General features: G+C 40.8%; 22 protein-coding genes. 6 read left to right on the forward strand and 16 right to left on the reverse strand.

Annotated features, from left to right (window positions below; genetic code table 11):
* Nucleotides 1-274: 274 nt before the first annotated feature.
* The 3 genes from metH (at nt 275) to J576_RS05600 (ending at nt 5,715) form a co-directional block, all read left to right on the forward strand.
* Complete coding sequence (gene metH, locus J576_RS05590; RefSeq protein WP_002054362.1) at nt 275-3,961, forward strand: methionine synthase; 3,687 nt, start codon at nt 275-277, stop codon at nt 3,959-3,961.
* A 118-nt stretch (nt 3,962-4,079) separates the two neighbouring features.
* Nucleotides 4,080-4,598, forward strand: coding sequence for a DUF4365 domain-containing protein (locus J576_RS05595; RefSeq protein WP_002054345.1), 519 nt, complete (start codon nt 4,080-4,082; stop codon nt 4,596-4,598).
* Nucleotides 4,591-5,715 carry a hypothetical protein gene (locus J576_RS05600; protein ID WP_002054346.1) on the forward strand — a complete coding sequence of 375 codons (1,125 nt, stop codon included), beginning with the start codon at nt 4,591-4,593 and terminating at the stop codon, nt 5,713-5,715. The genes J576_RS05595 and J576_RS05600 overlap by 8 nt, the downstream gene beginning before the upstream one ends.
* Before the next feature lie 74 nt (nt 5,716-5,789).
* Here the strand turns inward: J576_RS05600 and J576_RS05605 are convergent, their stop codons facing one another.
* Nucleotides 5,790-6,236, reverse strand: coding sequence for a hypothetical protein (locus tag J576_RS05605; RefSeq protein ID WP_002054366.1), 447 nt, complete (start codon nt 6,234-6,236; stop codon nt 5,790-5,792).
* A gap of 172 nt (nt 6,237-6,408) precedes the next feature.
* Here J576_RS05605 and J576_RS05610 point away from each other — a divergent pair, with 172 nt between their 5' ends.
* Nucleotides 6,409-7,554: an aldose epimerase family protein gene (locus J576_RS05610; protein ID WP_002054373.1), complete on the forward strand. Its 1,146-nt coding sequence runs from the start codon at nt 6,409-6,411 to the stop codon at nt 7,552-7,554.
* A 67-nt stretch (nt 7,555-7,621) separates the two neighbouring features.
* On the opposite strand, the gene J576_RS05615 is transcribed toward J576_RS05610, so the two are convergent.
* Nucleotides 7,622-8,842 (reverse strand): MFS transporter, encoded by a 1,221-nt coding sequence (locus J576_RS05615; RefSeq protein WP_002054391.1) that lies wholly within the window; start codon nt 8,840-8,842, stop codon nt 7,622-7,624.
* Nucleotides 8,843-8,948: 106 nt separating this feature from the next.
* Here J576_RS05615 and J576_RS05620 point away from each other — a divergent pair, with 106 nt between their 5' ends.
* On the forward strand, nt 8,949-9,737 hold the full coding sequence (locus J576_RS05620) for an AraC family transcriptional regulator (protein ID WP_002054435.1): 789 nt from the start codon (nt 8,949-8,951) through the stop codon (nt 9,735-9,737).
* Here J576_RS05620 and J576_RS05625 read toward each other — a convergent pair.
* The gene (locus J576_RS05625; protein ID WP_002054468.1) at nt 9,704-11,026 is read right to left on the reverse strand and encodes a glutaminase; all 1,323 of its coding nucleotides are present in this window, start codon (nt 11,024-11,026) and stop codon (nt 9,704-9,706) included. The genes J576_RS05620 and J576_RS05625 overlap by 34 nt on opposite strands.
* Nucleotides 11,027-11,204: 178 nt before the next feature.
* Nucleotides 11,205-11,687 (reverse strand): peptide deformylase, encoded by a 483-nt coding sequence (def, locus tag J576_RS05630; RefSeq protein ID WP_004710118.1) that lies wholly within the window; start codon nt 11,685-11,687, stop codon nt 11,205-11,207.
* 234 nt (nt 11,688-11,921) lie between these two features.
* Between def and J576_RS05635 the strand changes: the two genes are divergently transcribed.
* The gene (locus J576_RS05635; protein WP_002054392.1) at nt 11,922-13,220 is read left to right on the forward strand and encodes an MFS transporter; all 1,299 of its coding nucleotides are present in this window, start codon (nt 11,922-11,924) and stop codon (nt 13,218-13,220) included.
* A gap of 62 nt (nt 13,221-13,282) precedes the next feature.
* Here the strand turns inward: J576_RS05635 and J576_RS05640 are convergent, their stop codons facing one another.
* The 12 genes from J576_RS05640 to J576_RS05695 form a co-directional block, all read right to left on the reverse strand.
* Nucleotides 13,283-14,479: a putative porin gene (locus J576_RS05640; RefSeq protein WP_002054411.1), complete on the reverse strand. Its 1,197-nt coding sequence runs from the start codon at nt 14,477-14,479 to the stop codon at nt 13,283-13,285.
* Between the two features lie 155 nt (nt 14,480-14,634).
* Nucleotides 14,635-16,275 carry a thiamine pyrophosphate-binding protein gene (locus tag J576_RS05645; RefSeq protein ID WP_002054339.1) on the reverse strand — a complete coding sequence of 547 codons (1,641 nt, stop codon included), beginning with the start codon at nt 16,273-16,275 and terminating at the stop codon, nt 14,635-14,637.
* Between the two features lie 38 nt (nt 16,276-16,313).
* Nucleotides 16,314-17,780: an aldehyde dehydrogenase gene (locus tag J576_RS05650; protein WP_002054401.1), complete on the reverse strand. Its 1,467-nt coding sequence runs from the start codon at nt 17,778-17,780 to the stop codon at nt 16,314-16,316.
* Between the two features lie 13 nt (nt 17,781-17,793).
* Complete coding sequence (locus J576_RS05655; protein ID WP_002054295.1) at nt 17,794-18,585, reverse strand: aspartate dehydrogenase; 792 nt, start codon at nt 18,583-18,585, stop codon at nt 17,794-17,796.
* 15 nt (nt 18,586-18,600) lie between these two features.
* Nucleotides 18,601-19,395, reverse strand: coding sequence for an SDR family oxidoreductase (locus J576_RS05660; protein WP_002054465.1), 795 nt, complete (start codon nt 19,393-19,395; stop codon nt 18,601-18,603).
* A gap of 15 nt (nt 19,396-19,410) precedes the next feature.
* Nucleotides 19,411-20,235 carry an alpha/beta fold hydrolase gene (locus J576_RS05665; RefSeq protein WP_000988612.1) on the reverse strand — a complete coding sequence of 275 codons (825 nt, stop codon included), beginning with the start codon at nt 20,233-20,235 and terminating at the stop codon, nt 19,411-19,413.
* Between the two features lie 36 nt (nt 20,236-20,271).
* Nucleotides 20,272-20,793: a cupin domain-containing protein gene (locus J576_RS05670; protein ID WP_000211626.1), complete on the reverse strand. Its 522-nt coding sequence runs from the start codon at nt 20,791-20,793 to the stop codon at nt 20,272-20,274.
* A 23-nt stretch (nt 20,794-20,816) separates the two neighbouring features.
* Nucleotides 20,817-22,040 (reverse strand): MFS transporter, encoded by a 1,224-nt coding sequence (locus tag J576_RS05675; protein WP_002054396.1) that lies wholly within the window; start codon nt 22,038-22,040, stop codon nt 20,817-20,819.
* A gap of 42 nt (nt 22,041-22,082) precedes the next feature.
* Nucleotides 22,083-23,294: an NAD(P)/FAD-dependent oxidoreductase gene (locus J576_RS05680; RefSeq protein WP_033855528.1), complete on the reverse strand. Its 1,212-nt coding sequence runs from the start codon at nt 23,292-23,294 to the stop codon at nt 22,083-22,085.
* A gap of 29 nt (nt 23,295-23,323) precedes the next feature.
* Complete coding sequence (locus J576_RS05685; protein WP_033855529.1) at nt 23,324-24,253, reverse strand: VOC family protein; 930 nt, start codon at nt 24,251-24,253, stop codon at nt 23,324-23,326.
* Nucleotides 24,254-24,264: 11 nt separating this feature from the next.
* Entirely contained in the window at nt 24,265-25,029 is a 765-nt protein-coding gene (locus J576_RS05690; RefSeq protein WP_002054433.1) for an SDR family oxidoreductase, read from the reverse strand.
* Complete coding sequence (locus J576_RS05695; protein ID WP_000991783.1) at nt 25,022-26,089, reverse strand: Rieske 2Fe-2S domain-containing protein; 1,068 nt, start codon at nt 26,087-26,089, stop codon at nt 25,022-25,024. The genes J576_RS05690 and J576_RS05695 overlap by 8 nt, the downstream gene beginning before the upstream one ends.
* Nucleotides 26,090-26,104 lie beyond the last annotated feature (15 nt).

The raw sequence follows: 26,104 nt of genomic DNA on the forward strand, positions 1-26,104 counted from the left end.
CTTATTTTTACAGCAAAAAAATAAATAAAATGGCCTATATGTCTATTTTTCATACAGAACAACTGTAATATTTCGGCATATTGAGCATGAAATATTTCAATATCATGATCATTTGATGAATATTTCATGAAAATTCTTTCGTTTTTGTCATAAAACACGCTCTTTATTATTTTTTTACTTATTGTCTCATGACCTTCGTAGGTCATCATTTGTGCTGCTATTCTGTTACAATAGCGCCGCATTTTTAAATTCATATAAAAGATCGGGGTTTTCTATGTCTACGCTTGCCACCCTAAAAGCGCTTCTTGCTAAACGCATTCTGATTATTGATGGTGCTATGGGAACCATGATCCAGCGCCATAAATTAGAAGAAGCCGACTACCGTGGTGAGCGTTTTGCCGATTGGGCACATGACTTAAAGGGTAATAATGACCTTTTAGTTTTGACACAACCTCAAATTATTCAAGGCATTCATGAAGCTTATCTTGATGCTGGTGCGGATATTATTGAAACCAACAGCTTTAATGGCACGCGTGTTTCAATGTCTGACTATCACATGGAAGATCTTGTTCCAGAGATTAACCGTGAAGCAGCACGTTTAGCCAAAGCAGCTTGTGAAAAGTATTCAACTCCAGAAAAACCACGTTTTGTTGCTGGTGTACTTGGGCCTACATCGCGTACTTGTTCAATTTCACCGAATGTAAATGACCCTGCTTTTCGTAACATTACCTTTGATGAGTTAAAAGAAAACTACATTGAAGCGACTCATGCACTGATTGAAGGCGGTGTAGATATCATTTTGATTGAAACCGTATTTGATACATTAAACTGTAAAGCAGCGATTTTTGCAGTCAAAGAAGTCTTTAAACAAATTGGTCGTGAATTACCAATTATGATTTCAGGGACAATTACCGATGCATCAGGTCGTACTTTAACGGGTCAGACTGCAGAAGCTTTCTGGAACTCTGTGCGCCATGGTGATTTGCTTTCAATTGGTTTTAACTGTGCCCTTGGTGCAGATGCCATGCGTCCTCACGTAAAAACCATTTCCGATGTCGCAGATACTTTCGTTTCAGCACACCCCAATGCAGGCTTACCAAACGCATTTGGTGGATATGACGAAACACCTGAGCAAACTGCAGCTTTCTTAAAAGAATTTGCTGAAAGCGGTTTAATTAATATTACTGGTGGTTGCTGTGGTACGACACCAGACCATATTCGCGCTATTGCTAATGCAGTTAAAGACATTGCGCCTCGCCAAGTACCTGAAACCGTACCTGCTTGTCGCCTAAGTGGTTTAGAGCCATTTAATATTTATGATGACTCTCTCTTTGTAAACGTTGGTGAACGTACTAACGTTACCGGTTCTAAAAAATTCTTACGTCTTATTCGTGAAGAAAACTTTGCAGAAGCTTTAGAAGTTGCACAGCAACAAGTGGAAGCTGGCGCGCAAATTATCGACATTAACATGGATGAAGGGATGCTCGATTCGCAAAATGCGATGGTGCATTTCTTAAACCTTGTAGCATCAGAACCTGATATTTCACGTGTGCCAATCATGATTGACTCATCCAAATGGGAAATCATTGAAGCTGGCTTAAAATGCGTACAAGGTAAACCAGTTGTTAACTCCATTTCCTTAAAAGAAGGTTATGACGAGTTTGTCGAAAAAGCCCGCCTCTGCCGTCAATATGGTGCCGCAATTATTGTAATGGCATTTGATGAAGCTGGACAGGCTGACACTGCTGAACGTAAACGCGAAATCTGTAAGCGTTCATACGATATTCTAGTGAATGAAGTGGGCTTCCCTGCTGAAGATATTATTTTTGACCCGAACGTGTTCGCAGTGGCAACTGGTATTGAAGAACACAACAACTATGCGGTCGATTTTATTGAGGCAACAGGTTGGATTAAACAAAACTTACCACATGCCATGATTTCTGGTGGTGTATCGAACGTTTCGTTCTCGTTCCGTGGTAATGAACCAGTTCGTGAAGCCATTCACTCGGTGTTCTTGTACCATGCCATTAAGCAAGGCATGACCATGGGTATTGTGAACGCTGGGCAAATGGCAATTTATGATGATATTCCAGCCGAGCTAAAAGAAGCAGTTGAAGATGTTATCTTAAACCAAAACCAAGGTGAATCAGGTCAAGCTGCGACTGAGAAACTGCTTGAAGTAGCAGAAAAATACCGTGGACAAGGTGGCGCAGCTAAAGAAGCTGAGAACCTTGAATGGCGTAATGAGTCGGTTGAAAAACGTCTTGAATATGCACTAGTTAAAGGTATTACGACTTATATTGACCAAGACACCGAAGAAGCTCGCTTAAAATCAAAACGTCCTTTGGATGTGATTGAAGGGCCGCTGATGGACGGTATGAACGTGGTTGGTGACTTGTTCGGTTCAGGCAAAATGTTCTTACCACAGGTTGTAAAATCTGCCCGTGTAATGAAACAAGCTGTAGCATGGCTCAACCCGTACATTGAAGCTGAAAAGGCTGAAGGACAATCTAAAGGTAAAGTCCTGATGGCAACTGTTAAGGGTGACGTACACGATATTGGTAAGAATATTGTTGGCGTAGTACTTGGCTGTAATGGTTATGACATTGTTGACCTTGGTGTGATGGTCCCTTGCGAGAAGATCTTACAAACTGCAATTGATGAAAAATGTGACATCATCGGCTTGTCTGGGCTGATCACTCCATCTTTAGATGAAATGGTATTTGTTGCGAAAGAAATGCAACGCAAAGGCTTTAACATTCCTTTATTGATTGGTGGCGCGACTACTTCTAAAGCGCATACGGCAGTAAAAATTGATCCTCAGTATCAGAATGATGCAGTAATTTATGTTGCCGATGCTTCACGTGCTGTAGGTGTTGCTACAACCTTGCTTTCTAAAGACATGCGAGGTGCATTTATTGAAGAACACCGTGCTGAATATGCCAAAATTCGTGAACGTTTAGCCAACAAACAACCAAAAGCGGCCAAACTGACTTATAAAGAGTCGGTTGAAAATGGTTTTAAAATTGATGAAAGCTACGTGCCACCAAAACCAAATCTTTTAGGAACACAAGTTTTAAAGAATTATCCGCTTGCAACACTCGTGGATTATTTTGACTGGACACCATTCTTTATTTCATGGAGCTTGGCAGGTAAATTCCCGAAAATTTTAGAAGATGAAGTGGTTGGTGAAGCTGCAACTGACTTGTACAACCAAGCTCAAGCAATGTTGAAAGATATTATCGACAATAACCGTTTTGATGCTCGTGCCGTATTCGGTATGTTCCCTGCTCAGCGCACTGATGCAGACACAGTGAGCGTATTTGATGAAGCGGGGCAAAATGTTACGCATACTTTTGAGCACTTACGCCAGCAATCTGACAAAGTGACAGGTAAACCAAACTTGTCTTTGGCAGATTACATTCGTAATGACCGCGAGCAGCAGGACTACTTAGGCGGATTCACTGTATCGATTTTTGGTTCAGAAGAATTGGCAAATGAATACAAAGCCAAAGGTGATGATTACTCTGCAATTTTAGTTCAGTCACTAGCCGACCGTTTTGCAGAAGCTTTTGCCGAACACTTACATGAACGCATTCGTAAAGAGTTCTGGGGTTATAAAGCTGATGAACAGCTTAGTAATGAAGAACTGATTAAAGAGAAATATGTCGGTATTCGCCCTGCACCAGGTTACCCTGCTTGCCCTGAGCACTCTGAAAAAGCAGTATTGTTTGACTGGTTAGGTTCTACCGACAAAATTGGTACTAAACTGACTGAACACTTTGCAATGATGCCGCCATCTTCGGTAAGTGGTTTCTATTATTCTCATCCACAAAGTGAATACTTTAACGTAGGTAAAATCTCTCAAGACCAACTTGAAGATTATGCAAAACGTAAAGGTTGGACACTGGATGAAGCAAAACGCTGGTTAGGACCGAATTTAGATGATTCGATTGTTTAAGCTTAAGTAACAATATTAAAGCCTCTAAAATGTAGAGGCTTTAATATATAAATATTGATAGTGACAATGATTTTATTTTAATCTAAAATCAAGAAAAAATTATATATTAAAGTTACTTATGGAAATGGATGAAAATCAAAAGAAGGAGCAGTTTAGTAAAGCTTTTGTTTCAGCAATATCAGCTCAATCTGGATTAAGAATTGACTCTATTTCTGTTGATGATGACAGTATTGACTTAATAATAAGAGGTAAAAACTTTTCAGGTATATTCCGTAATCCCCAAATAGATATACAATTAAAATGTACAGCAAATGATGAGGGTGATAAAGATAATTTAAAATTTGTTCTTCCTATAAAAAATTATAATGATCTTAGAGGAAATAATATAGTTACCCCTAGATATTTATTTGTTGTAATAGTCCCTAAAAACTGCATAGATTGGCTAATTCATTTAGAGGATTTTTCAACAATAAAACATTGTTGTTATTATTATTCATTACTTAACCACCCTGAAAAAAATAATAAAAAAAGCGTAACACTACTTATTCCACGCACCCAAAAACTAACATCTGCAACTATGTTAGAATTACTAGAAAGTGCCAGTAATGGTAAAAGCATTGGAGCCAATCATGATTAAAGAAATAGACTTTAGCTCTTTCAGTCTTGATTGCTTAACTGCTTATTTAGACTCTAAAAAATGGATAATATCTACTAAAGTTAAATCTAACAATTTTCAGATTTGGCACAGACCTGAGAAAAAATTCTATGATTATGAAATTGTACAACCATTAGATATAACCGTACTCGGCTATAAACAACGTTTGTATGAATTATTAAATACTTTATCTGAATTTGAAAATCGTGATATATCACTGATTACCCAAGAAATAGAGTATTATAATTATGATATTTTAAAAGTCCGTTTAATTGGTGAAGATCTAAAAGAAGGCTTTATAAATTTGCAGGATGGTGTATTACTTTTCGAAAAAGTAAAAAATCTAATAATTTCCATACTTCATTCAACTGCAACTAAAAGAAGTTTCTACACAAGCCCAATTCCCGTGGCTTTTGAGAACTATTACAATTCTCTTAAATTTGGCCAAACTGAACACGGTAGCTATATTGTAAATGTTTTAGCACCTCATCAATCTGATATAGAAAATCATTTAGAACCAATCGAAAACGATCTAACTAGTAATATTAGTGAAAATTTTGATCATACACTTCGTGCGTTAAATACTGCCTTAATAAAATATAAAAATAAACAAAAGATTAGCTTTTTCCAAGAGTCAGTTTCAAATGGTGTTAGTGCTAACTTATGTGACTCTTTAATAGGAATGAGTGGTAAAAATGAAAACTATGATATTGAAATTTCTATAAAGTCCAGAAAAACTAAAGTTACTAGTACACATCTTTTCAACTCATCTTCGATTCAATATATGAAAATAGCCACTGATTTTCTTAAAGGCCAAAATTCTATAGAGAATTATACAGTTATAGGCACTGTTATAAATTTAAAACAACAGCCTAATGAAAATTATGGAACAGTTACTATAAAATTCAAACATGATGGAAAAATAAGAAGTATAAAGTTACGTCTTGAAAATTCTGATTATCTTGAAGCAGTAAAAGCCCATGCAAATAAAAAAACTGTTTCAATTAAGGGTGACTTATATATCAGTGGAAAAAATACTGATCTTTTAAATTTTAAAAAACTAATTATAACTGATCAAATTACTCTTGACTTTTTATAGGATTACCAAAGATTTATTACACAAATAATAAAAAAATTTATTAACAATAGATTTTAAATTGAGCAAGAGAATTGTTAAACGATTTGAATTTCCTCAACTCTTAAGTGATGCATCATCTCTCGAACAAATATAAAGTAGGTAAAAATATAAAGCTGATCTGGAGCCACTTGGCTTGTGTAGTAGCTCAAACGCTCTATAAAATCATTAAATCCATGCTCAAGCTCGAGACGGCTGATTTGTTTTTTAGCGCTAAAAAATAACTCACTAAGTTGTGTCATGGCAGTATCAGAGGTAATGGCTACACCACTTATCTTTAAATTTCTGAGTGGCTTTGACTCGATGATTTCTTCAATGAAATAAATCATCTTTTCGATAGCAAGTTCATCAATTACACCATGACTAATACTTCTTGAATCAACAAAACCCAAGACCTGTTCGAGTTGGATGCGTTGGTTGTCTATGTCAAATGACAAGCCATTAAGACCAAGCGAAAATTTTAAAACTGAGACAGAATGAGTCATAAAAATAGCTTACCGCTGAGTTTTATTAATAGGACTAGGACCAGTTTGTTCAATAGTTAGAGTTAACAGCGCTAATCATCATTAACACTATATATAATAAAAAACTCTTTAAAAAGACGAAAAATCAATCTTATATTCATGCAATCTAACTATTAAAAAATAGAGCATAAGCATGAAAAAACTAGCAATTTTAGGTGTTACGATTTACAGCTTTGCACAACTGGCAAATGCAGCAACCTTAAATGTAAAGCCATATGGCACGACTCAAGACGGTCAAAAAGTTGAACTCTATACCATGAGCAATAACAAAGGAGTCTCGGTATCTTTTATTAGTTTCGGTGGTGTAATTACCCAGATTTTGACTCCCGATGCACAAGGCAAACAAAATAATATTGTTTTGGGCTTTGATGACTTAAAAGGCTATGAAGTCACTGATACCAAGGAAGGCATTCATTTTGGCGGATTAATTGGTCGTTATGCGAACCGGATTGGTAATGCTAAATTTAGCTTAGATGGAAAAACGTATAACCTCGAAAAAAATAATGGCCCGAACTCATTACATAGCGGCAATCCTGGTTTTGATAAACGTGTTTGGCAAGTTAAACCCCTCGTCTCTCAAGGTGAAACCGTTAAAGCTTCTCTGAAGTTAACCAGTCCAAATGGTGATCAAGGTTTTCCCGGAAAATTAGATGTAGAAGTAATCTACAGTCTTTCAGATCAAAATGAATTCAAGATTGAATATAAAGCCAAAACTGATCAACCGACAGTCGTCAACCTTACCAATCATAGTTATTTCAACTTATCAGGCGCTGGCAATAATCCTTATGGTGTGCTCGATCATGTAGTACAACTCAATGCAGACCGTATATTAGTAACCGATCAAAACTCTTTACCAACAGGTGAAATTGCTTCAGTTACAGGTACGCCTTTTGACTTTCGGAAGCCTAAAGCAATCGTAAAAGATATTCGAGCGAATAATCAGCAACTCGCCTATGGATATGGCTATGATCAAACTTGGGTAATTAATCAAAAGTCTCAAGGGAAACTCAATCTTGCAGCGATTGTGGTTGACCCAAAATCTAAACGGACCATGCAAGTCTTAACCACTGAACCAAGTGTCCAAATGTATACAGCCAATCATTTACTCGGAAATATTGTTGGCGCAAATGGCGTACTCTACCGACAAGCAGACGCGCTAGCATTAGAAACGCAGCATTTTCCAGACAGCCCAAATCAACCGGCTTTCCCGTCTACACGTTTGAACCCAAACCAAACTTATAACAGTGTTACCGTATTTAAGTTTGGTGTTCAAAAATAGTCTTTTAATTAGAGATATATTTGGCTAAAAAAGACTCCCAGCTGAATATGACTGAGAGTCTTTTCATTTATTTAACCTTTGTGTTTGGTAAAAGTACTGTTGCAAAACCAAGTAATGGCAACAATGAGCATAAACCAAATACCCATTCAATACCGTTAATATCCGCTAAATGCCCTAGCCCCGCTGCGGCAATACCACTTACCCCAAACATCAGACCAAACATTAAACCCGCAATCATACCCACACGGCCCGGAACAGCTTCTTGCGCATACACCACCATCGCTGCAAAAGCAGACGACAACACCAAACCAGCAATAATTGAGAAAACCGTTGTCCAAAACAAGTTTGCATACGGCATCATTAATGCAAAGGGTGCCATACCAACAAATGAAACCCAAATCACAGCTTTACGGCCAATCTTATCGCCAATTGGACCACCAGCAAATGTACCTACAGCCACAGCTGCCAAAAAGGCAAATAAGTGTAATTGAGCTGTTTGAATGCTGATATGGAACTTTTGAATTAAGTAAAAGGTAAAGTAGTTACTAATGCTCGCAATGTAGGTAAATTTGGCAAACATCAACAAACTAATTGTGCCCAAGGCGATAATGAGCTTACGGCCATGCAATTTAGTATGTGCTTGGGTAGCACGCGCAACTACCTGACTTTTAGCATGACTCACGGTCCAACGGCTTACGCCAAATAAAACCCAAATTGCTAAAAGTGCAAATATCACCAAACCCGCAACTGCATGCTGCCCAAATGGAACAATTAATAACGCTGCTAATAATGGGCCAATCGCAGTACCTGTGTTTCCGCCCACTTGGAAAGTCGACTGAGCTGTACCGAAGCGCCCGCCCGATGCCATTCGTGCTACCCGTGAAGCTTCTGGATGAAAGGTTGCGGACCCGACTCCAATCAGTGCAGATGCACATAACAACACAGCAAAACTTGGTGAAAAGGCTAACAAGATAATGCCGCAGAATGTGACGACCATTCCGAGTGGAAGAAGATACGGTTTTGGATGTTTATCGGTATAAAGTCCAATCCAAGGCTGTAGCAAAGAACCTGTAATTTGATATACAAACGAAATCAGGCCAACCTCCGCAAAACTCAGCGAAAAGTTTGCTTTTAGCATTGGATAGATAGCTGGTAGCACCGCTTGAATTAAATCATTCAGTAAATGTGCGACTGCCACGGCGCCTACAATTTTAATAATCATTCCTTGAGGCTGATCATTTGCAACGGTATTGGCAATACCATCTTTCAATTGTATTGAAGACGTCATACCTGAAAAACTCCAATATTTTTAAATGAGATGCTTATTGTAAATTGTCGCTTATAAAGTTATCTTCCAATAATTATCGTATAAGTGACAATTTCTAGGATAATTTATGTCCGATTCTCTTATTCAGTCCGATTTGTCTGAACTGGTGATTGGGCTATCTTCCGAGCATTCTTACCGAGAAATCACCCCTACCCATACGCATACACGTGCGCAGTTTTTATATGCATCTACTGGAACTATTCAGGTGTTTACACCGAATAATGTGTGGATTGTGCCACCCATGTGTGCGTTATGGATTCCAGCACATGTAGAGCACAGTGTGATTTCACTGAGTCACGTGAAGTTAAATACGGCATTGGTTGAAGTAAATGCAGCCGCTCTAATGGGACAACATTGCTTTATTATTCGGGTGAGTAACCTGTTGCATGAACTTTTAATACGTTTAAATGAAATTGAACGAGAGGAAACTCCAAATACAGCAACCTCTCAAGAGCTTTCCCGTTCTTTACAAATTTTGATTTTTGAAGAAATACATCGGGCCAATTTATTGCCTATCCAGATACCGTGGCCGAAAGACAAAAGACTCTTAAAAATTTGCCAAGAGTTATTACATATGCCTGATAGTTCAAAAGATTTAACAGATTGGGCTGATGATATTGGCACGAGTTCTAGAACTTTAATGCGTATGTTCCAGAAAGAAACCGGGCTATCTTATCGGGCATGGATACAGCAAATGCATATTGCACTTGCCTTGAGTAAAATCGCGAATGGTGAATCTATTTCTCAAATTTCAGAGTCACTGGGGTATACAAACCCCAGCGCGTTCAGTGCGATGTTTAAGCGACATCTAGGAAAAACACCTCAGCAATTTAGAAGTGCCGCGATGTCGCTATAAGTCTTTTTTTTTGCAGGGAGGTCATGCTTTTCGAGCAAATCATCGAAATCGTGATAAACATGAAGTTCTCTGTCTTTACCAGTTCTCGCATGATCTAGACGCTGTTCTGGATCGACTAAAACAAGTGTATGTCCATCATCAATTAAACGATCTAAGCCTTCTAAAAACATACGTTTACCCACATCGTGGATAAGTGAAATCTGGGTTAAATCAATGACGATTGTGCTTTGATCAATTGTCTCGTCTTGTAAAATACGCAATAACATTTCAGCTTCAGTAAACTTCAACACACCACGCAGCACATACACACTCAATGATGCATCTTTTCCAGTGCGATAATGGCTTTGTACAATGGTTTGTGCAGAAGGTGTTCCTTCCATGAGGTGTAACCCCATGTCACGAGATAATCGTTCTAAAATATCGATACCTCGAACACTATGACCATGCTCATCTAGTCGAGGTGAAAAAGCAGCCATACTGACCTGACCAGGTAGCACGCCCAAGATACCACCTGCTACACCACTTTTAGCAGGAATACCTACAGTTGAAAGCCAGTCACCCGCAGCATCATACATACCGCAGCTCATCATGACACTAAGTACTTGTCTAACCACAGATCGGTTTAATAAGCGCTTTCCAGTTTTAGGGTCGACTCCACCATTGGCAAGTACACTGCCCATGCGTACCAAATCTTTCACTGTAACCATAATCGCGCATTGGCGAATGTAACCATTCACAATATCGACTGGGTCAGTTTCTAAAATCCCCACTGTTCGCAACATATAACCGATCGAAAGATTACGGTAGGCTGTTTTGACTTCCGAATCATAAACAGACTCATCAAAACTTAATTCGCGGCCTGCAAGCTCGCTCATAAAACGGCGTAGAATTTCTGCGCTGTGCAAACCATGTTTGACCTGAATCAAGGAATGTACAGTAATTGCGCCAGAGTTAATCATTGGATTTTTTGGTCGGCCATCTTTACCCAATGAAATTTCATTAAAGGCTTCCCCTGACGGCTCCACCCCTACTTTCGCGAGTACTGCATCAATGCCAAGTTGTTGCAAAACGTAGGCATATACAAAAGGTTTAGAAATCGATTGTATGGTGAACTCAACATCATCATCGCCGACCGAATAAATTTCACCATCTACCGTAGACATTGCTAAAGCTAATCGATTTGGGTTTGCATTTGCCAACTCAGGAATATAATCGGCGAGATGACCGCTGTTATCGACGTCACAGGCTTCTATAACATTTGCCAAATAATCTGGGAGAGGGGTTTTCATGGTCAGTAACCTTAAATGAGGAGATTTACAACATCGCGCAAAATTTCAGCACAACCTGCTGATAATATTAAAATTATATCTTTTGTAATGATTTAAATATCACGCTATAAGTATTGTAATTCCTATAACTTCCCCATTTCAAGCTCATTATAGGTTTTTCAAAACTTTAAACTGAAGATTAGCTTATTCTTTCTACAAACAAGATCCCATTTAAATGATCAATTTCATGTTGAACAATACGAGCAGGAAAACCATGAAAAACGCTTTCAATCGTCTCACCCTGAAGTGTTAAGTATTTCACCTTAACCATTTCTGCGCGTTCAACTTGTCCACGTTCGTCTGGCACACTTAAGCAGCCTTCTTCACCTAAACACACTTCGTTTGAGAACTCTAAAATTTCAGGATTTACCATAACCACAGCATCCATTTCAGGTGCATCCGGATAGCGTGGATTTGGTCGAGATGCCACAATAATGACGCGTTTAGAGATATACACTTGCGGTGCTGCAATCCCCACCCCATTACGTTCAAGCATTGTTGCATGCATAGCGTCAGCAAGTTGATAAAGCCAATTACTGTTTAGCTCATTTGCCGAAACAGGAGCCGCAATTAGTTTTAAAATATCTTCACCACGCTTCGCGACAGGTAAAACCACACTCATCCTTTGAATCTCTAATTAATCTGGCTATGACAAGTTTTATTGTGTCGCTGAACGAAACAAAAGAAAAGCCATTCCTACATCTGTTTTTGTTTTATCTAAAGCGTTTTTTGTTTTAAGGCTTTTTTAGCTTACTAAGTAAAATCCACACATCCCTATAGAACAAATTTCCTCCATTTACTTTTATTTCACTTTTCCATTAATATCCTAACTTCAATTACAACAACTAAGTAAAAAATGGATCAAGAATTAACTTTGCAGGACGCGAACTACCTCACTAAAGAAGATAAACGAACCCTCGCCCTTTCTTCATTGGGTGGCGCTTTAGAGTTTTACGATTTTGTGATTTATGTATTTTACGCAAAAATCATTTCCGACCTCTTTTTTCCAAGCACGCTTAGTCCGTTTTGGGCCATGCTCAACACTTACGGCATTTTTGCAGCAGGTTACTTTTTCCGCCCTTTAGGCGGGGTTGTCATGGCCCATTTTGGTGACTTGGTCGGGCGTAAGAAGCTCTTTTCACTTTCAATTTTGCTGATGGCACTGCCTACCCTGTTTATCGGGATTTTGCCCACCTTTGAAAATATCGGATATTTGGCACCGCTACTTTTATTGCTTATGCGTGTGGTGCAAGGGATTGCGATTGGGGGTGAAATTCCAGCTGCATGGACCTTTGTATCTGAACACGTCCCTGAGAGAAAAATCGGACTGGCAAATGGGTTACTCACCGCTGGGCTTTCTTTAGGAATTTTACTGGGTGCACTGATGTCTTTATGGATTTCACTGAATTTTAGTGAAGCACAAATCCATGACTGGGCTTGGCGTATACCTTTTATTGCAGGTGGTATTTTTGGTCTAGTTGCACTTTATTTAAGAACGTATTTAAAAGAAACACCTGTATTTAAAGCCATGCAGGCACGTAAAGAAATTTCAAAAGAAATGCCTGTAAAACAAGTCTTAAAAACGCATAAAACAGCCGTTGCGATTGGCATGTTATTTACATGGTTTTTAACGGGCTGTGTAGTGGTGGTGATTTTAGCCATGCCAAATTTGTTGATTGGTTCATTTGGTTTTGATCGTGAACAGACTTTTGAAATGCAAAGTGCAGCCATTATCATGCAAATGGTCGGCTGTATTTTGGCAGGTTATTTTGCTGACCGTTTTGGTTGTGGCAAAGTCATGATGGTCGGTGCGCTTGCTGTGGCACTTACAGCGGCAGTTTTTTATAACAGTTTAGGTCATGCCGCACATTCAACCATTTTTGGTTTATATATGTTGTTAGGTCTATGCTCAGGTACTGTCGGCATGGTGTCGAGCAGTATGGTTAAAATGTTCCCCGCGCCAGTTCGCTTCTCTGGCATTTCATTTTCTTATAATTTGTCTTATGCAATTGTTGGTGGTATGACCCTACCTTTAGTACATTGGCTCAGTCAATACAGTGATATTGGTGCGATGTATTATATTTTCACGCTAACCATTTTGGCCTTTATAACTGCCTTTATGTTTTGGAATAAGTTTGAAAAAAACAGGTATTAAAAATTTTCACTTATTAAATAAAAAAACCACGCCGATTGCGTGGTTTTTTAATATTGCTTACTTTAGAAAGTAAACCCGATATTAAAGTTAATACGGTATAGCCACTTATCACTGTTAGGTGAAGTGGCAGAGGTATACCCTGTTGAGTTGGTCGAGCCACCAATAATATTGGAGTTTTTACCCCACGTATAATCTGCCCAAACCATAAACGGTGAAGCAATAAACATCATGCCTGTAGTGTTCATTTGCGAATCTGACCAATCATCACGTTTTTTATCGAGATAACTATAGTCATTATAAAACTTAATGGCTTTTAGCTTGCCCATATTGGTCACAGGTAAGGTATAAGCAAGGTTTAAACTGGCAATCGTACCCTCTGAAGCAATGAAATAGGCAGGTGTAAAGCCATTATTACCCATTAAAGTCATGTCATTATTTACACCATCTGGGTTTTTAGCATCATATTGATAGTGAATGACCGAACTTTGTAAATTAAAGCGATTGTAGTTGTTTTCGGTATGCAAACCGACTGCATAATACTTGCCGTCTTTATCGGTCACTTTGTTATGTAACTGTGCAATCGCGCCAGAAACACCAAACTCCTGTTTACCAAAATCGGTTTCTAACTTGCGAACAATGCGGGTATTGATCTGATTACGCTTTTCATTTTGATAGGCTTTTTGAGATGGAAATGCATTTCCTGCCAAATCATCATAAGTTGCACTCTCAGGTGAATAACGCAAGTTGGTCTCTAACATTTGCGGGTAGTAACCGAGTTTTACATCCCAATCTTTGTCGTGATAATTCCAGTTAAGTCCCGGCGCAATGTTATTTCCATACCCTAAAAAGAATGGAATGTGATAGGTCCAGCCATTTTGCGGATAGGGATAAATTGTAAAAGGTTTATAAACCAGACCTGCTTCAATGCTGTTATTGGCATTTAAGTTATAGCCAACGTATGCCTTTTCAATAGATGTTTTCTGCTGATCTTGAAATAGATAGCTGGCGTTGATGTAAGCGTCATCAAACTTACCTTTTAGATCGACTCTGAAAATATCAAAATAGAGCTTACCGAAACCGCGGTTTGGGCCTTCCCAATCTTCATAACGTTGATTTAACCGAACCACCCCACCTAACTTTAATGAGTCGGTGCCGTCATCACTTTTCCATTCAAGCAATGAGTCTTTTGCAAATGCATTGACGCTTACCCCCATCGTAAGCTGCGCAATGAATGCCATGATCAATGAAGTCTTTTTCATCTCTACATCCTTGATTGAGTTCCAGCGTCCTGCTGGAACTTTATTTGTTTTACCTGTAAAACTTCGTTTTTATTGTTTTTTAGACAAAAAAATTTATCTAAAAAAAGGATGGCTTAGCAGCTCCCATCGCATATGTACTAAACCATCCAAACTGGTTAATACAGTTTCTTTTGCGGTGGACCCGAGAAGTTTAATGGTCCAATCGAGTTCATATCGAGCTCGATCACGGTTGGCCCTTCAAAAGCAACAGCCTCTTGAATAACCGTTTTAAACTCTTCTGCACTACCGACTTTCCAGCTTTTCACACCCATTGATTCGCCAAGAAGTTTGTAGTCAGGTGTATGCAGTTCATTGAAATACTGGCGACCACCGAAGTAGTTATTTTGAATGCCACGCATGACGCCATAACCACCGTCATTCATAATCATTAGGACCATATTGGTGTTTTCTTGCACCATAGTTGCAATTTCACCAATACCAAGCATTAAGCCGCCATCGCCGACTAAACCAATTACTTTTTTGTCAGGGTTAGCAACTGAAGCACCGATTGCTGTTGCAAGGCCTAACCCAATTGCACCCGCAAGTGAGTGGATGTTTTGGTTTGGTGCTTGTACAGGGAATAAACGACTACCCCATGTACTACCCGACATGGTGATGTCACGTACAAAAATACCGTCTTGAGGTAAAGCTGCACGTAAGTGATCACAAATTAAAGCGTATTGGTCGATTTGCTTACGCAGCGCATCAATTGCAGCCTGTTTAGCCGCTACTACAGCAGCATCGTAATCGGCATCAACTTTTGAAGTTCCTTGAAGCTGTTCTAATACACGTGTTAAGACATCTTTGGCATCGCCACAAATGAAGTTACGAATTTTATAATTACGTTGCTGAGCCACTGGGTTGGCATCTACCTGAATAATGTTTTCAGGGAATTCAACCGAATAAGTTTTGGTTTCATTACTACGTAAACGAGAACCCACCACAACCATTAAGTCAGCATCTTTTAATAATTGCTCAACACCTGCCGAGTTATGGAACGCACCTAAACTACGTGGATGATCATCTGGCAACACCCCACGAGCATGAGTCGATGAAACAACCGGAATACCTAAATCTGCAATTGCTTTAACTTCAGCAACACTATTTAAAGTTCCACCGCCAATCCAGAAAATCGGACGTTTTGCTTTTTTAATTTCGTTTACCAGAAGATCAATTTCAGCTTGCTCTGCCTGTGGCAACTCAAGTGCTTTCACTGGCCCAAGGTTAAGTGGCAAAACAATCTCTGCTGCTTGTACATCAATGGGTAGCTCAACACTTACTGGTCCCATTGGAACAGTGGTTGCGACACGAATAGCCTCACGAATCACGCCAACAGCATTGTCTGGACTGGTAATACGGAACGCCGCTTTGCTTGATGCTCGTAAGAATGTAAGTTGGTCTTTAGTTTCATGAATAAAGCTTGCATCACGGTCGAGATATTCACGCTCAACTTGACCAGTTAAATGCAATACAGGACTACCCGCATTCATTGCTTCAATCAGTGAACCCACCGCATTACCTGCCCCAGCACCCGTACTGGTCAGCGCTACACCTAAGCCTTTAAAACGTGAGTGTGCATCTGCCATGGTGACTGCACCCGCTTCACCACGCGCTGCGACAAAGCGCATTTTTTCACGGCGCCCTACTGCATCGGCAATAGGTAAATTGTGGATGGAAATAACACCATAAATACTATCAACTTGGTGCGCTTCTAATACTCTTGCGATTGCTTCGCCTACATTTACACGTTCAGTCATGTCTGTTCCTCAAAATTTGTTTTCAGTCCTTGAATTTATTAATCGCACCAAGGGTTAGGCTGTTCATTCAGCCCCATATAGATACTCTTTTGTTGCATGTACGATAAAATGCCCAAACGGCCTTTTTCGCGCCCAATCCCACTGTCTTTAAAGCCACCAAACGGCGCACTAATCGAGAATTTTTTGTAGGTATTAATCCATACCGTTCCCACTTCTAAAGCACGTGCAATTCGCCAAGCTTTGCGATAGCTTTCAGTCCAGATACCTGCGGCAAGACCAAAACAACTATCATTGGCTTGGGCAATTAAATCTTGCTCGTTGTCATATTTCATAACGACTAAAACAGGACCAAAAATTTCTTCCTGACAGGTTTGAGCACTGTTATTTAAGCCCGTGATAATGGTGGGTAAGTAATAGCTTCCTTTCGCATAGTCACCAGTCGTAAGTGCCTCACCACCAATCAGAACCTGACCACCTTCGCTTTTGGCAAGTTGCACATAGCGGTCAACTGACTGCAAATGTTTGTCATTGACCAGTGGCCCTAAATGCACACCAGCTTGTTCTGGATGGCCCACACGTAAGCCTTTGGTAATTTCAACTAAACGCGTTAAAAACTGATCGTAAAGACTGCTATGAATAAACAAGCGAGAACCTGCGATACACGCTTGGCCTGCCGAGCTAAAAATTCCGTACGCCACACCTTTAGCAGCCAATTCAACGTCTGCATCCGGCAAAACGATGGTTGGTGACTTACCACCCAACTCAAGTGAAGTGGTAATCAGTTTGTCAGCGGCAATGTGTGCCAAATGACGCCCCGTGGTTGTTCCACCCGTAAAAGAGATTTTACGAACCAGCGGGTGCTGAGCAATTGCATCACCAATGATAGAACCACGACCAACTAGCACACTAAGTAAGCCTTTTGGTAAACCTGCTTCTTCAAAAATTTTGGCAAGCTCTAAAGCAATGAGTGAAGTTGCTTCTGCTGGTTTTAACACCACGGCATTTCCTGCTGCCAAAGCTGGAGCAAGCTTTTGAACTTCACTCGCAATTGGAGAGTTCCAAGGGGTAATTGCTGCCACAACACCCACTGGTTCATGCACGCTCATGGTCATAAAGTCTGGAGCACGTTGAGTGGTGAGCTCATCGTTCAATGTTTCACATGCCGCAGCAACATAACGTGCAGTTGCCGCCGCGCTCATCACCAAGCCACGAGTTTCGGTTAAAGGCTTACCATTATCGCGGGTTTGTAGTTTCGATAATTCATCTACACGCGCTTCAATAATGTCTGCAACTTTGTAGAGAATACGTGCGCGCTCATGCGGCAAACTGTTTTTCCAGCTCGGTTCACGCCACGCCTGATCTGCTTTTTCAATTGCTTCATTTACATCTTCAAGCGTTGCTGTTGAAAGCTCAGCGTTAACCGACTGATCTGCCGGAAACAGGCTTTGAATGACTGCACCACGGCCTAAACGCCATTCACCCGCAATATAAATTTCCTTTGCCATGATCAAATCCTTCTTAAATCTGTATTGCTTCTACACTGTTGCGACAAGCACGAATCACGCTAAGCGCAGCCAAAGTTGATGTTTTCGGGTTACTTGGCAGCGGTACTCCCACCAGTTCAATGGTCATTTGCCCAAAGCCACCTTCTGCTACAATGGTGTGTTTATTTTTGTTGATGGTTGGATCAACAGTTAACTCAACCATGGTTTCATCCATTCCAAGCCCTGCAAGTGCAATGGTTGCTGCAACATTGGCGTTGGCAGGAAATTTCATGGCAGCTTCACGGGCAGTTCCAGTAAAAAAGACCGTAGGTTCTGAAACATGGTCTAAATCGACCAATTGCTCTGCATAACTGCCCTTCCAGCTTTTTGGACTTTTACAGCCTTTATAAGTGACTTTTTGCAAACCACCTTCTTTGGCCGCAGAAATACCGTCAATACCTGCGATAGCCCCTGCCAGTAAATGCAGATGGGCATCATTTTTTTCAGCAGTTTGTTTAAGCTGAATTAAAAACTCGCTATCAGCCAAAGTACCCACCGAAATCAGACCAATGGTCCAGCCTTTCGCTAAAACTTTTTGAGCATGCTCTTTTACTGCTGCTTGACCTGCCACCTCAATGACATAGTCTGGCGTACCATCACATTGCTCAATATCTGAAATCACTTGAATCTCGGAAGACACTTGTGCTTGAACTTTTTCAATACTGCGAGATGGCACTACAATCCATTTGAGTTGCAGGTCTTGAGGCAAGTGGGCATACACTTCTGCTGCCATTGCGCCAAAACCAATCATCATCAACTTTTTCATGACAGCACCTAATGTTTATAAATGTTTGTTAAAACCACCTGAGACATCTATTGCCGAACCTGTGGTGTAAGATGCCAATGGTGATGCCAAGAAAACTAAAGCATGTGCAGGCTCTTCTGGACGGCCTAAACGCTGCATAGGAATGCCACGATTTTTTGCGATATTGCCGGTCCATTCTTCCCATGACAGATTTAAATCTGAACGGGTTTCATAACGGCGTTTCCACTGCGCAGATTCAACCATACCGAGTAAAATCGAGTTCACACGAACGCCATATTGAGTAAACTCATGCGCCAATGAATGGGTTAAATTCAACAGTGCAGCGCGTGCAGATGAAGTCGCAATCATGTGTGGTTCCGGTTGCAATGCCAGTAACGAGTTCACATTGGTAATTGAGGCATTTGCCGACTGTTTTAAGTCGTCAAGAAAAGCCCGTACCGGATGTAAAACACTGAAATATTTCAGCTCAATTTCTTTCATCCAGTCTTCATCTTGCGTATTTTCAAAATTTGAGACACGACCTTGCCCAGCATTGTTAATGAGCATATCCACGTTGCCCAAATTGAGTTTGACCTCTTTGGCAAATTGCTGAACTTCTTCTTTTTTCAACACATTACATGCTTTGGTAAAAATATTGGCATGTGGAAATTTTTCTAAAATATAGTGCTTAGAAGCATTTAAACGTTCTTCATCGCGACCACACCACGCAACTTTTGCACCCTCTGCAACCAGTATTTCAACAGCAGCCAGCCCAATCCCAGATGAGCCACCGGTAACAACTGCAACTTTTCCTTCAACTTGGAAGCTCATAATCCTTAATCTCTCTTACGATTGTTCTTGAATCGTCAACATAATTTGGTTAAATGCTTGCGGTTGGTCGACATAACTTAAATGTCCTGCATCTTCTATGACGAAGCGCTGTTCCAACTGCAATTCCTGAGCAAGCTCTTGTATACCTAACGCAGGAGTGATTTGATCTTGCTGCCCTGCAATCACTGTGCATGGGACTTTTAAATCGGTTAAGTAATTACGTATTTCGTCATATGCCAGTAAGTACGATGCATGGGTGAAACCCTGTAGGGTCAATTGCTGCATCACCTCTGAAACTAAAGCTAAGGCTTGTGGCTCTTGTTTATAAATCAAATGAGGTCCACGGCTTTGGGCCATTCCTTTAGCACCGAGTTCTTTCAACATTTTTGGTCTTTTTTCAAAAACCTGAATTTGTGTTTGTTCATCGTGGCGTTGGTAGCCTTGCGCCAAGTTAGCGACCACCAAGTGTTTCACTCGCTCTGGGTAAAGTGCAGCAAATGCACTGCCCTGTAAGGCACCTAAGGAGTGTCCCACCACTATTGCTTTTTCAATTTTTAAAGCATCGAACAATGCTGCCAAACGCTTTGCGTAGTCGGTCGCATTCGGTTGATCCGTTAAAAGTTCATCTGATTTGCCATAGCCTGGTGCGTCCCAGGCAATGACATGAAAATGATGAGACAGCACTTCAAGTTGGTTTACCCATGAAGCAGAACCTGAACTAATGCCATGCAACAGCACAAGGTATTCGCCCTGACCAGCTTCCCGATAAGCTTGCTGCTGGCCTTGAACATTGACCGTTTTCACCGGAAATTCTGCTAACTTTTCAATGAGTGTCATCATTTTTAATTCTTTCCCTTCATTCACTTCATCAAACAATTAACGTTTGATTTGAGACAATGGATGCTCTGGTGGATAGTTAGGAATTGTTGGTTTACCTGTTCCCAACATCACGCACATCAAGGCATCTTCTTGACCTGGGTTAAACAAACCACGGTAGATCCCCGGTGGAATTGAAATCAGGTCACGCTCTTTTAAACGGGTCTGGAATTTCTCGCCGTTGTGCTCAATAAACAAATCAATTTCGCCGCGGAGCATAAAGAAAACTTCTTCAACGTCGTGGTGAATGTGCAAAGGACCTTCACACTGTGGTGGTAGCACCATAGTCGAAAACGTAAAGTTCTCTGCAGGTACAGTGTTGCTGTCATTTGCAACACCAGTTGCACCCGTACCCATATAGCGCATTTGAGCACGACGATATTTCGGGTCGTAATCGGCTTGAAACTTCAAAGCCTCAAAGTCATATTTACGAGTCTCAAAGCGAGCAATACGTGTGTTTAACCAATCTTCTAAAGAAGCGCCTTCCGGCTGTTTCCACGATTCGAATTGTTGTGTAGTCATTTTTTAAACTCCTATACAGTGAATTAATAACGTTTTAAAAGAGGAACCAAGAACAACGACCCAATGACAGCGACTGCAGCCAAGAAGGTAATTCCCAAATTAAAACTATGTGTTTGCATCACGATGTAACCGATAAGAACAGGCGCAATTGCACTTGCAAAATTGCCTAAACCGTTAAATATTCCACCCGCAGTCGCCCCTACATTTGAGGTAGTTACTCGGGCAAGCAGAGCAAATACCGCAGCTACTCCCAAGCCCCACGCCATCGCACTTAAAGACATGGCAGCAATAATCAATAATGGCTGGGTCATAATGACCATCACATACATGAAGATGCCCGCGAGTAATAAACCGCTAAATACCTGAATAGCGCGGCGGCCTAACTTGTCAGATAAAAACGCACCCACCACCTCGCCAATTAACATGGCGATGAATGGAAAGCTTGAATACATCCCAAACTCTTTGAGATTGAATCCTTTGTCTTGCATAAGATAAGAAGGAACCCAACTGTTTAAGCCCCACAAATAAGTCATCAATGCAATGTTAAAGAGGCAAACCAACCAGAATGCGCTGTTGCTGAGCAGCAATTTAGTATTGGCAATGTGACCCTTGAAGTTGGTGCGTTTACTCTCGCCCTCAATTTCGACAGTTTTCTTGAGCTGTAAGTTACGTAAACCAAAAACAATGCTAAAAATGGCGATCAGTGTTAAACCAGCCATCACAAAAAAAGTGGTGTGCCAGTCGTGATGAGCTAAAACATTTGCAGTGATCGGGAAACCAAGGAATGCACCAATCGGTGTACCCAGTAAGAACATGGTTGAGGCACGTGCCTGCTGACGGTCTGTGTAAGTCTGTTTAACAATGGTGTATGCCAAAGCAAATAGCGGACCTTCTGCCAAACCAAGTAAAACCCGTAAAATCAACATGCCTGAGTAGCTGGTGGTAAAGCCCATGCAAAGCATGAGTAAACCCCAAGAGGTCACACTCCAGAACAGCATTTTCTTTGGGTTAAAAATGTCGCCTAAAAAGCTTAGAAAGACTGATGAAAACCCATAAGCAAGTAAAAAGCTTGTCATGAGCCATCCGAGCTTGGCTTTATCTTCAGCAATTCCCATCGAGCTTTGAAAATGTGGGTCTGAAAATAAAACCGCAATACTGATCTTGTCGAAAAATGCCAGTACTACACACACCATAAGGACAAAAGCAGGTACCCAATGCTTTAATCCACTTTTTTCTTCATTACTCATGTGTCATTCCTTCGATTTGGTAATGAGAACCAGATTTAATGTTTACGGTTTTAACTTCATGACATTAAATTCAGCATCTGCTAATAATTTTGGATCTAAAACGGTGTTGGCTTGCATCCAACGCTTTGCCAGCTTGATTAACTTCGAGTCATTAATGGCAATCATATTCAGCAAGCGATTTTCATGGTCCAGATATAAATAGCTCACCTGATCTTCACCACCTTGGCGAATCACCACTTCTTTGGTTTTTTCAGGTTGATACGTGCCTAAAATCTGGATATTAAAGTGATATTGATCAGACCAAAGCCAAGGAATATCGGTATATTCAGTTTCAATTCCGAGCATTGATTTCGCAGCTGCAATCGCCTGATTTTGTGCATTTGCCCAAGACTGAATGCAATAGCCCAAACCCGGATGAATCGCGACATCACCTGCGGCATAAATGTCTTGATCTGAGGTTTGTCCAAAACAATTCACCACAATGCCATCTTTCACATCGAGCCCAGCGTGCACGCCTAACTCTTTAGCAATTTCGGCACCTGCACCCACTACAACACAATCAAATAACTGGCTATGTTGAGGATGGTTCACCACTTCAACTTTTTGATCTGGTGCTTCCACTAAGTGAAGGCTCTTGCTGTCTAAATGAATTTTTGTGCCTTGAGCCTCATGCATATTTTTTAAAAATGCAGAAACATCCGGACTCACACTTCTTGCACATAAGCGGTCGCCATATTCAAAAATATGAACATCTTTCCCTTGCTTACGTGCAGTTGCAGCGATTTCCAAACCAATCCAGCCACCGCCAATCACAGCAACATTTTTTGCATTCTTTAAAATTTCAGCCAGACGTTCACAGTCACGCACATTTCGTAAAGTCACAACATTAGGAATGAACTGCCATGTATTGACGGGTACACGTGCACGGCTTCCTGTTGCAATCAGCAATTTGTCATAGGGTAAAACCTGACCACTTTCTAAATGAACCTGCTTTTGCTCGCGATCGACTTTTGTTGCAATTTCTGGTTTATGCCATTGAATGTTGAACTCTTGGACCTGTTCTGGGGAGAACAGATTCAAACTTTCATACGTTGCTTCTTTTGAAAGTACTTGCTTAGACAGAGGCGGACGCTCATAAAACACCTGATCTTCATTTGAGACCACATGAATTTCACCCACATAACCATTTTGACGTAAGGTGCTGACTGCCCAACCTGCAGCTTCCCCCGCCCCTACAATTACAATCTTTTCCATAGCCTTTCTTCCTTGTAAAGCAATACCTGTTACACAGGCTTTACCTGACGGCGGGGTTTGTCATCAAGACCACCTTCAATCGCCCACTCAGTGAAAAGCTCTAGACGATGTTCTTCTACACGTGGCTGCCATTCTTCAGTCAAATAATCATCGTTGGTGTAATATTCAAATGCACCACCCAATGGTGAGTTGACGTACCAGAAATAAGCAGAAGAAATTGGATGACGTCCTGGTCCAATAAAGGTTGACCACTCTGAACGGTTCATATGTAATCCGCCTCCAATCACCTCATGAATATCACGAACAACAAACGCAACGTGATTTAGACCAGCAGGTTTATTTGGAACGCTAAGTAAGAATAAATCGTGGTGATAACCTTCACCGCGGCAACGTAAGAATGCACCGCGATTTTTGTAAGCATCAGATAAATGAAAGCCTACTTTTTCAATATAGAAGTTTTCAGTAGTTGCTAAATCCGGTGTGAAAAACACCACATGTCCAATCGCAACAGGTTGACCTTTTTCATAAACAGGACTTGCTGCATTAACACGTTGAATGTTGCCGTATTGGTTAATGCCTTCCGTTTTAAGTTCTGGTACTTCTTTTACAAAACTTTGTTCAAAACGAATAGTCATGCCATTTGGGTCAAGACACTGAACTGTATTTTCAGTACGTTTAAAACCGTCTACATCGGCCAAACGAGCTGCCAAGTCTTCAAGGTCTTGAAGACTATCAACACCCCAAGTGACTTCACGTAAAGTTGAACCTTGCTCAATAGCAGGCGGCAAACGGTTATCATCACAATTAAATAGATAAATCTTGCTGCCGTTTTGAGTCTGGTATAAATCTACACCTTCAATATCTGAAGTACTTTGGCTTAAACCAAAATCTGCCAAAAATTTGTTTGAAGCGGCTCTATCTTCAACTCCAAACTTTAAAATCTCGATCCCTGTAATCATTTGACTACTCCTTAGTTAAAGACAAAACCGCCATTGACCGGAATATTTTGACCTGTCACAAAAGAGGACAAATCCGACAGTAGATACAATGCTGTTCCATTTAAATCTTGTGGAAGTTGCTGGCGTTGAATCGCTCTTCCGTTGACATATAAATCATGACGTTCCTGTGGCACATACTCGGTTGCTTCAACCAGAGTCAGCCCCGGAGACAAGGTGTTAACACAGATATTGAACTGCCCTAACTCTCTTGCCATTGAACGTGTCATAGCAACAATTGCTCCTTTACTTGCAACATAAGCCATCAGGTTCGGTGCACCCCAAAGTGCTGTATCTGACGCAACATTAATAATCTTGCCGGCAGCCGATTGTTTTAAATGTGGAATACACGCTTTTGTAATTAACCATGTGCCTTTCACATTAATATTCATGACCCGATCCCAAAGTTCAGGATCGTAATCAATCATATTTTTTCCACCGACATTGGTTGCAAGCGCTGCACAGTTCACAAGGCCATCTAGTCCTTGTAATACTTCCACGCTTTTTTCAACCGCACTTTCAATAGAGTCTGCATTGGCAAGGTCAACGGTGACAGCATGAACGTTTAGCCCTTGTTTTTGTAAGGCTTGTGCTTCTTGTTGCACGAGATCAGATAAAATATCTGCCATTACAACTTCACCACCGGCCTCAGCAATGGCTTGAGCGAAATCTCGCCCTAAACCACGTGCAGCACCAGTCACTAAAACTTTTTTGCCTTGCAACAACGCTACATTAGCCATGAGCTTCTTCCTGCATCTCGATACGGTTTGATGCATTTAGTGCAGCAATTTTCTTTAATTGCTTCTCAGCTTCTTTCTTCATTAAACGGCGTAAACGTGCAAGCCCAACATCGTGTTGATATAAGAATTCTCGTGCACGTGCATTTGGCGCAAGGTTTTCTAAAATAATTCGGTCTTGTTCCAATACATCCCAATGCAATTGTTCTAAGTGATTGCGATATAAGAAGCGCCATACATTACGCTGCCAACCACTCACCTTACGGCAGCGCCAGAAAAATACACGGGTATTGTTGGCATCAATTGGCGTTGCATAACCCACAATCCAGAATTCACCACCCGGACCAAATTGTTTACGGTAAGGAATTGAAAGACGTAACCAACTTGCACCTGTCGAACCGTACTCAACCCAGTCAAAGTTCACACCTGTTTGGCCTTCTTTTTCAAAAACAAAACCATTTTCAGTTGTGCGGTGTTTCATCTCTGCGGTACGTTCACCTTCTGCCATTGAGTGTGACGTACAGTGCAAATATGTACCGTGCATTGGGTCCATGACGTTATCAATGGCATATTGATGGTTTACTTTCCAATCTGCTTGGCAAAGGAATGAACTCCACTCTTCGCTTGCCAGTTGTTCTGGGAACTCAAGCGGTGCGGGTTGTTCATTTGCATCGATACCAAACCAGATGAAGATTGCACCATGCTGTTCAATGACCGGATAGCTCTTTAAACACTTGGTTCCAGTCATTGGGCATTCATGAACGGCTGGTACATCGGCAACCACACCATCAGCACGAACTTCAACACCGTGATACCAGCAAGCAACTCGATCACCCAAGTTCCAACCGAGTGAAAGACGAGCACCGCGGTGTGGACAGCGATCTTCAAGCGCATGAACCTGACCTTCGGCATCACGCCAAACCACAATGTTTTCACCTAAACGGGTAATCCCAACCGGATTAGCAGCGACTTCCCAACTTGCTAAAACCGGATGCCATTGGTCACGTAAACCAAGTTCTAAATATTCTTCAGCGCTTTGTGAAGTTGATACGATTGCGTTCATTTTATTCTTCCCTGA

It is taken from the genome of Acinetobacter sp. 766875 (assembly GCF_000582055.1).
GTDB classification, from domain to species: domain Bacteria; phylum Pseudomonadota; class Gammaproteobacteria; order Pseudomonadales; family Moraxellaceae; genus Acinetobacter; species Acinetobacter nosocomialis.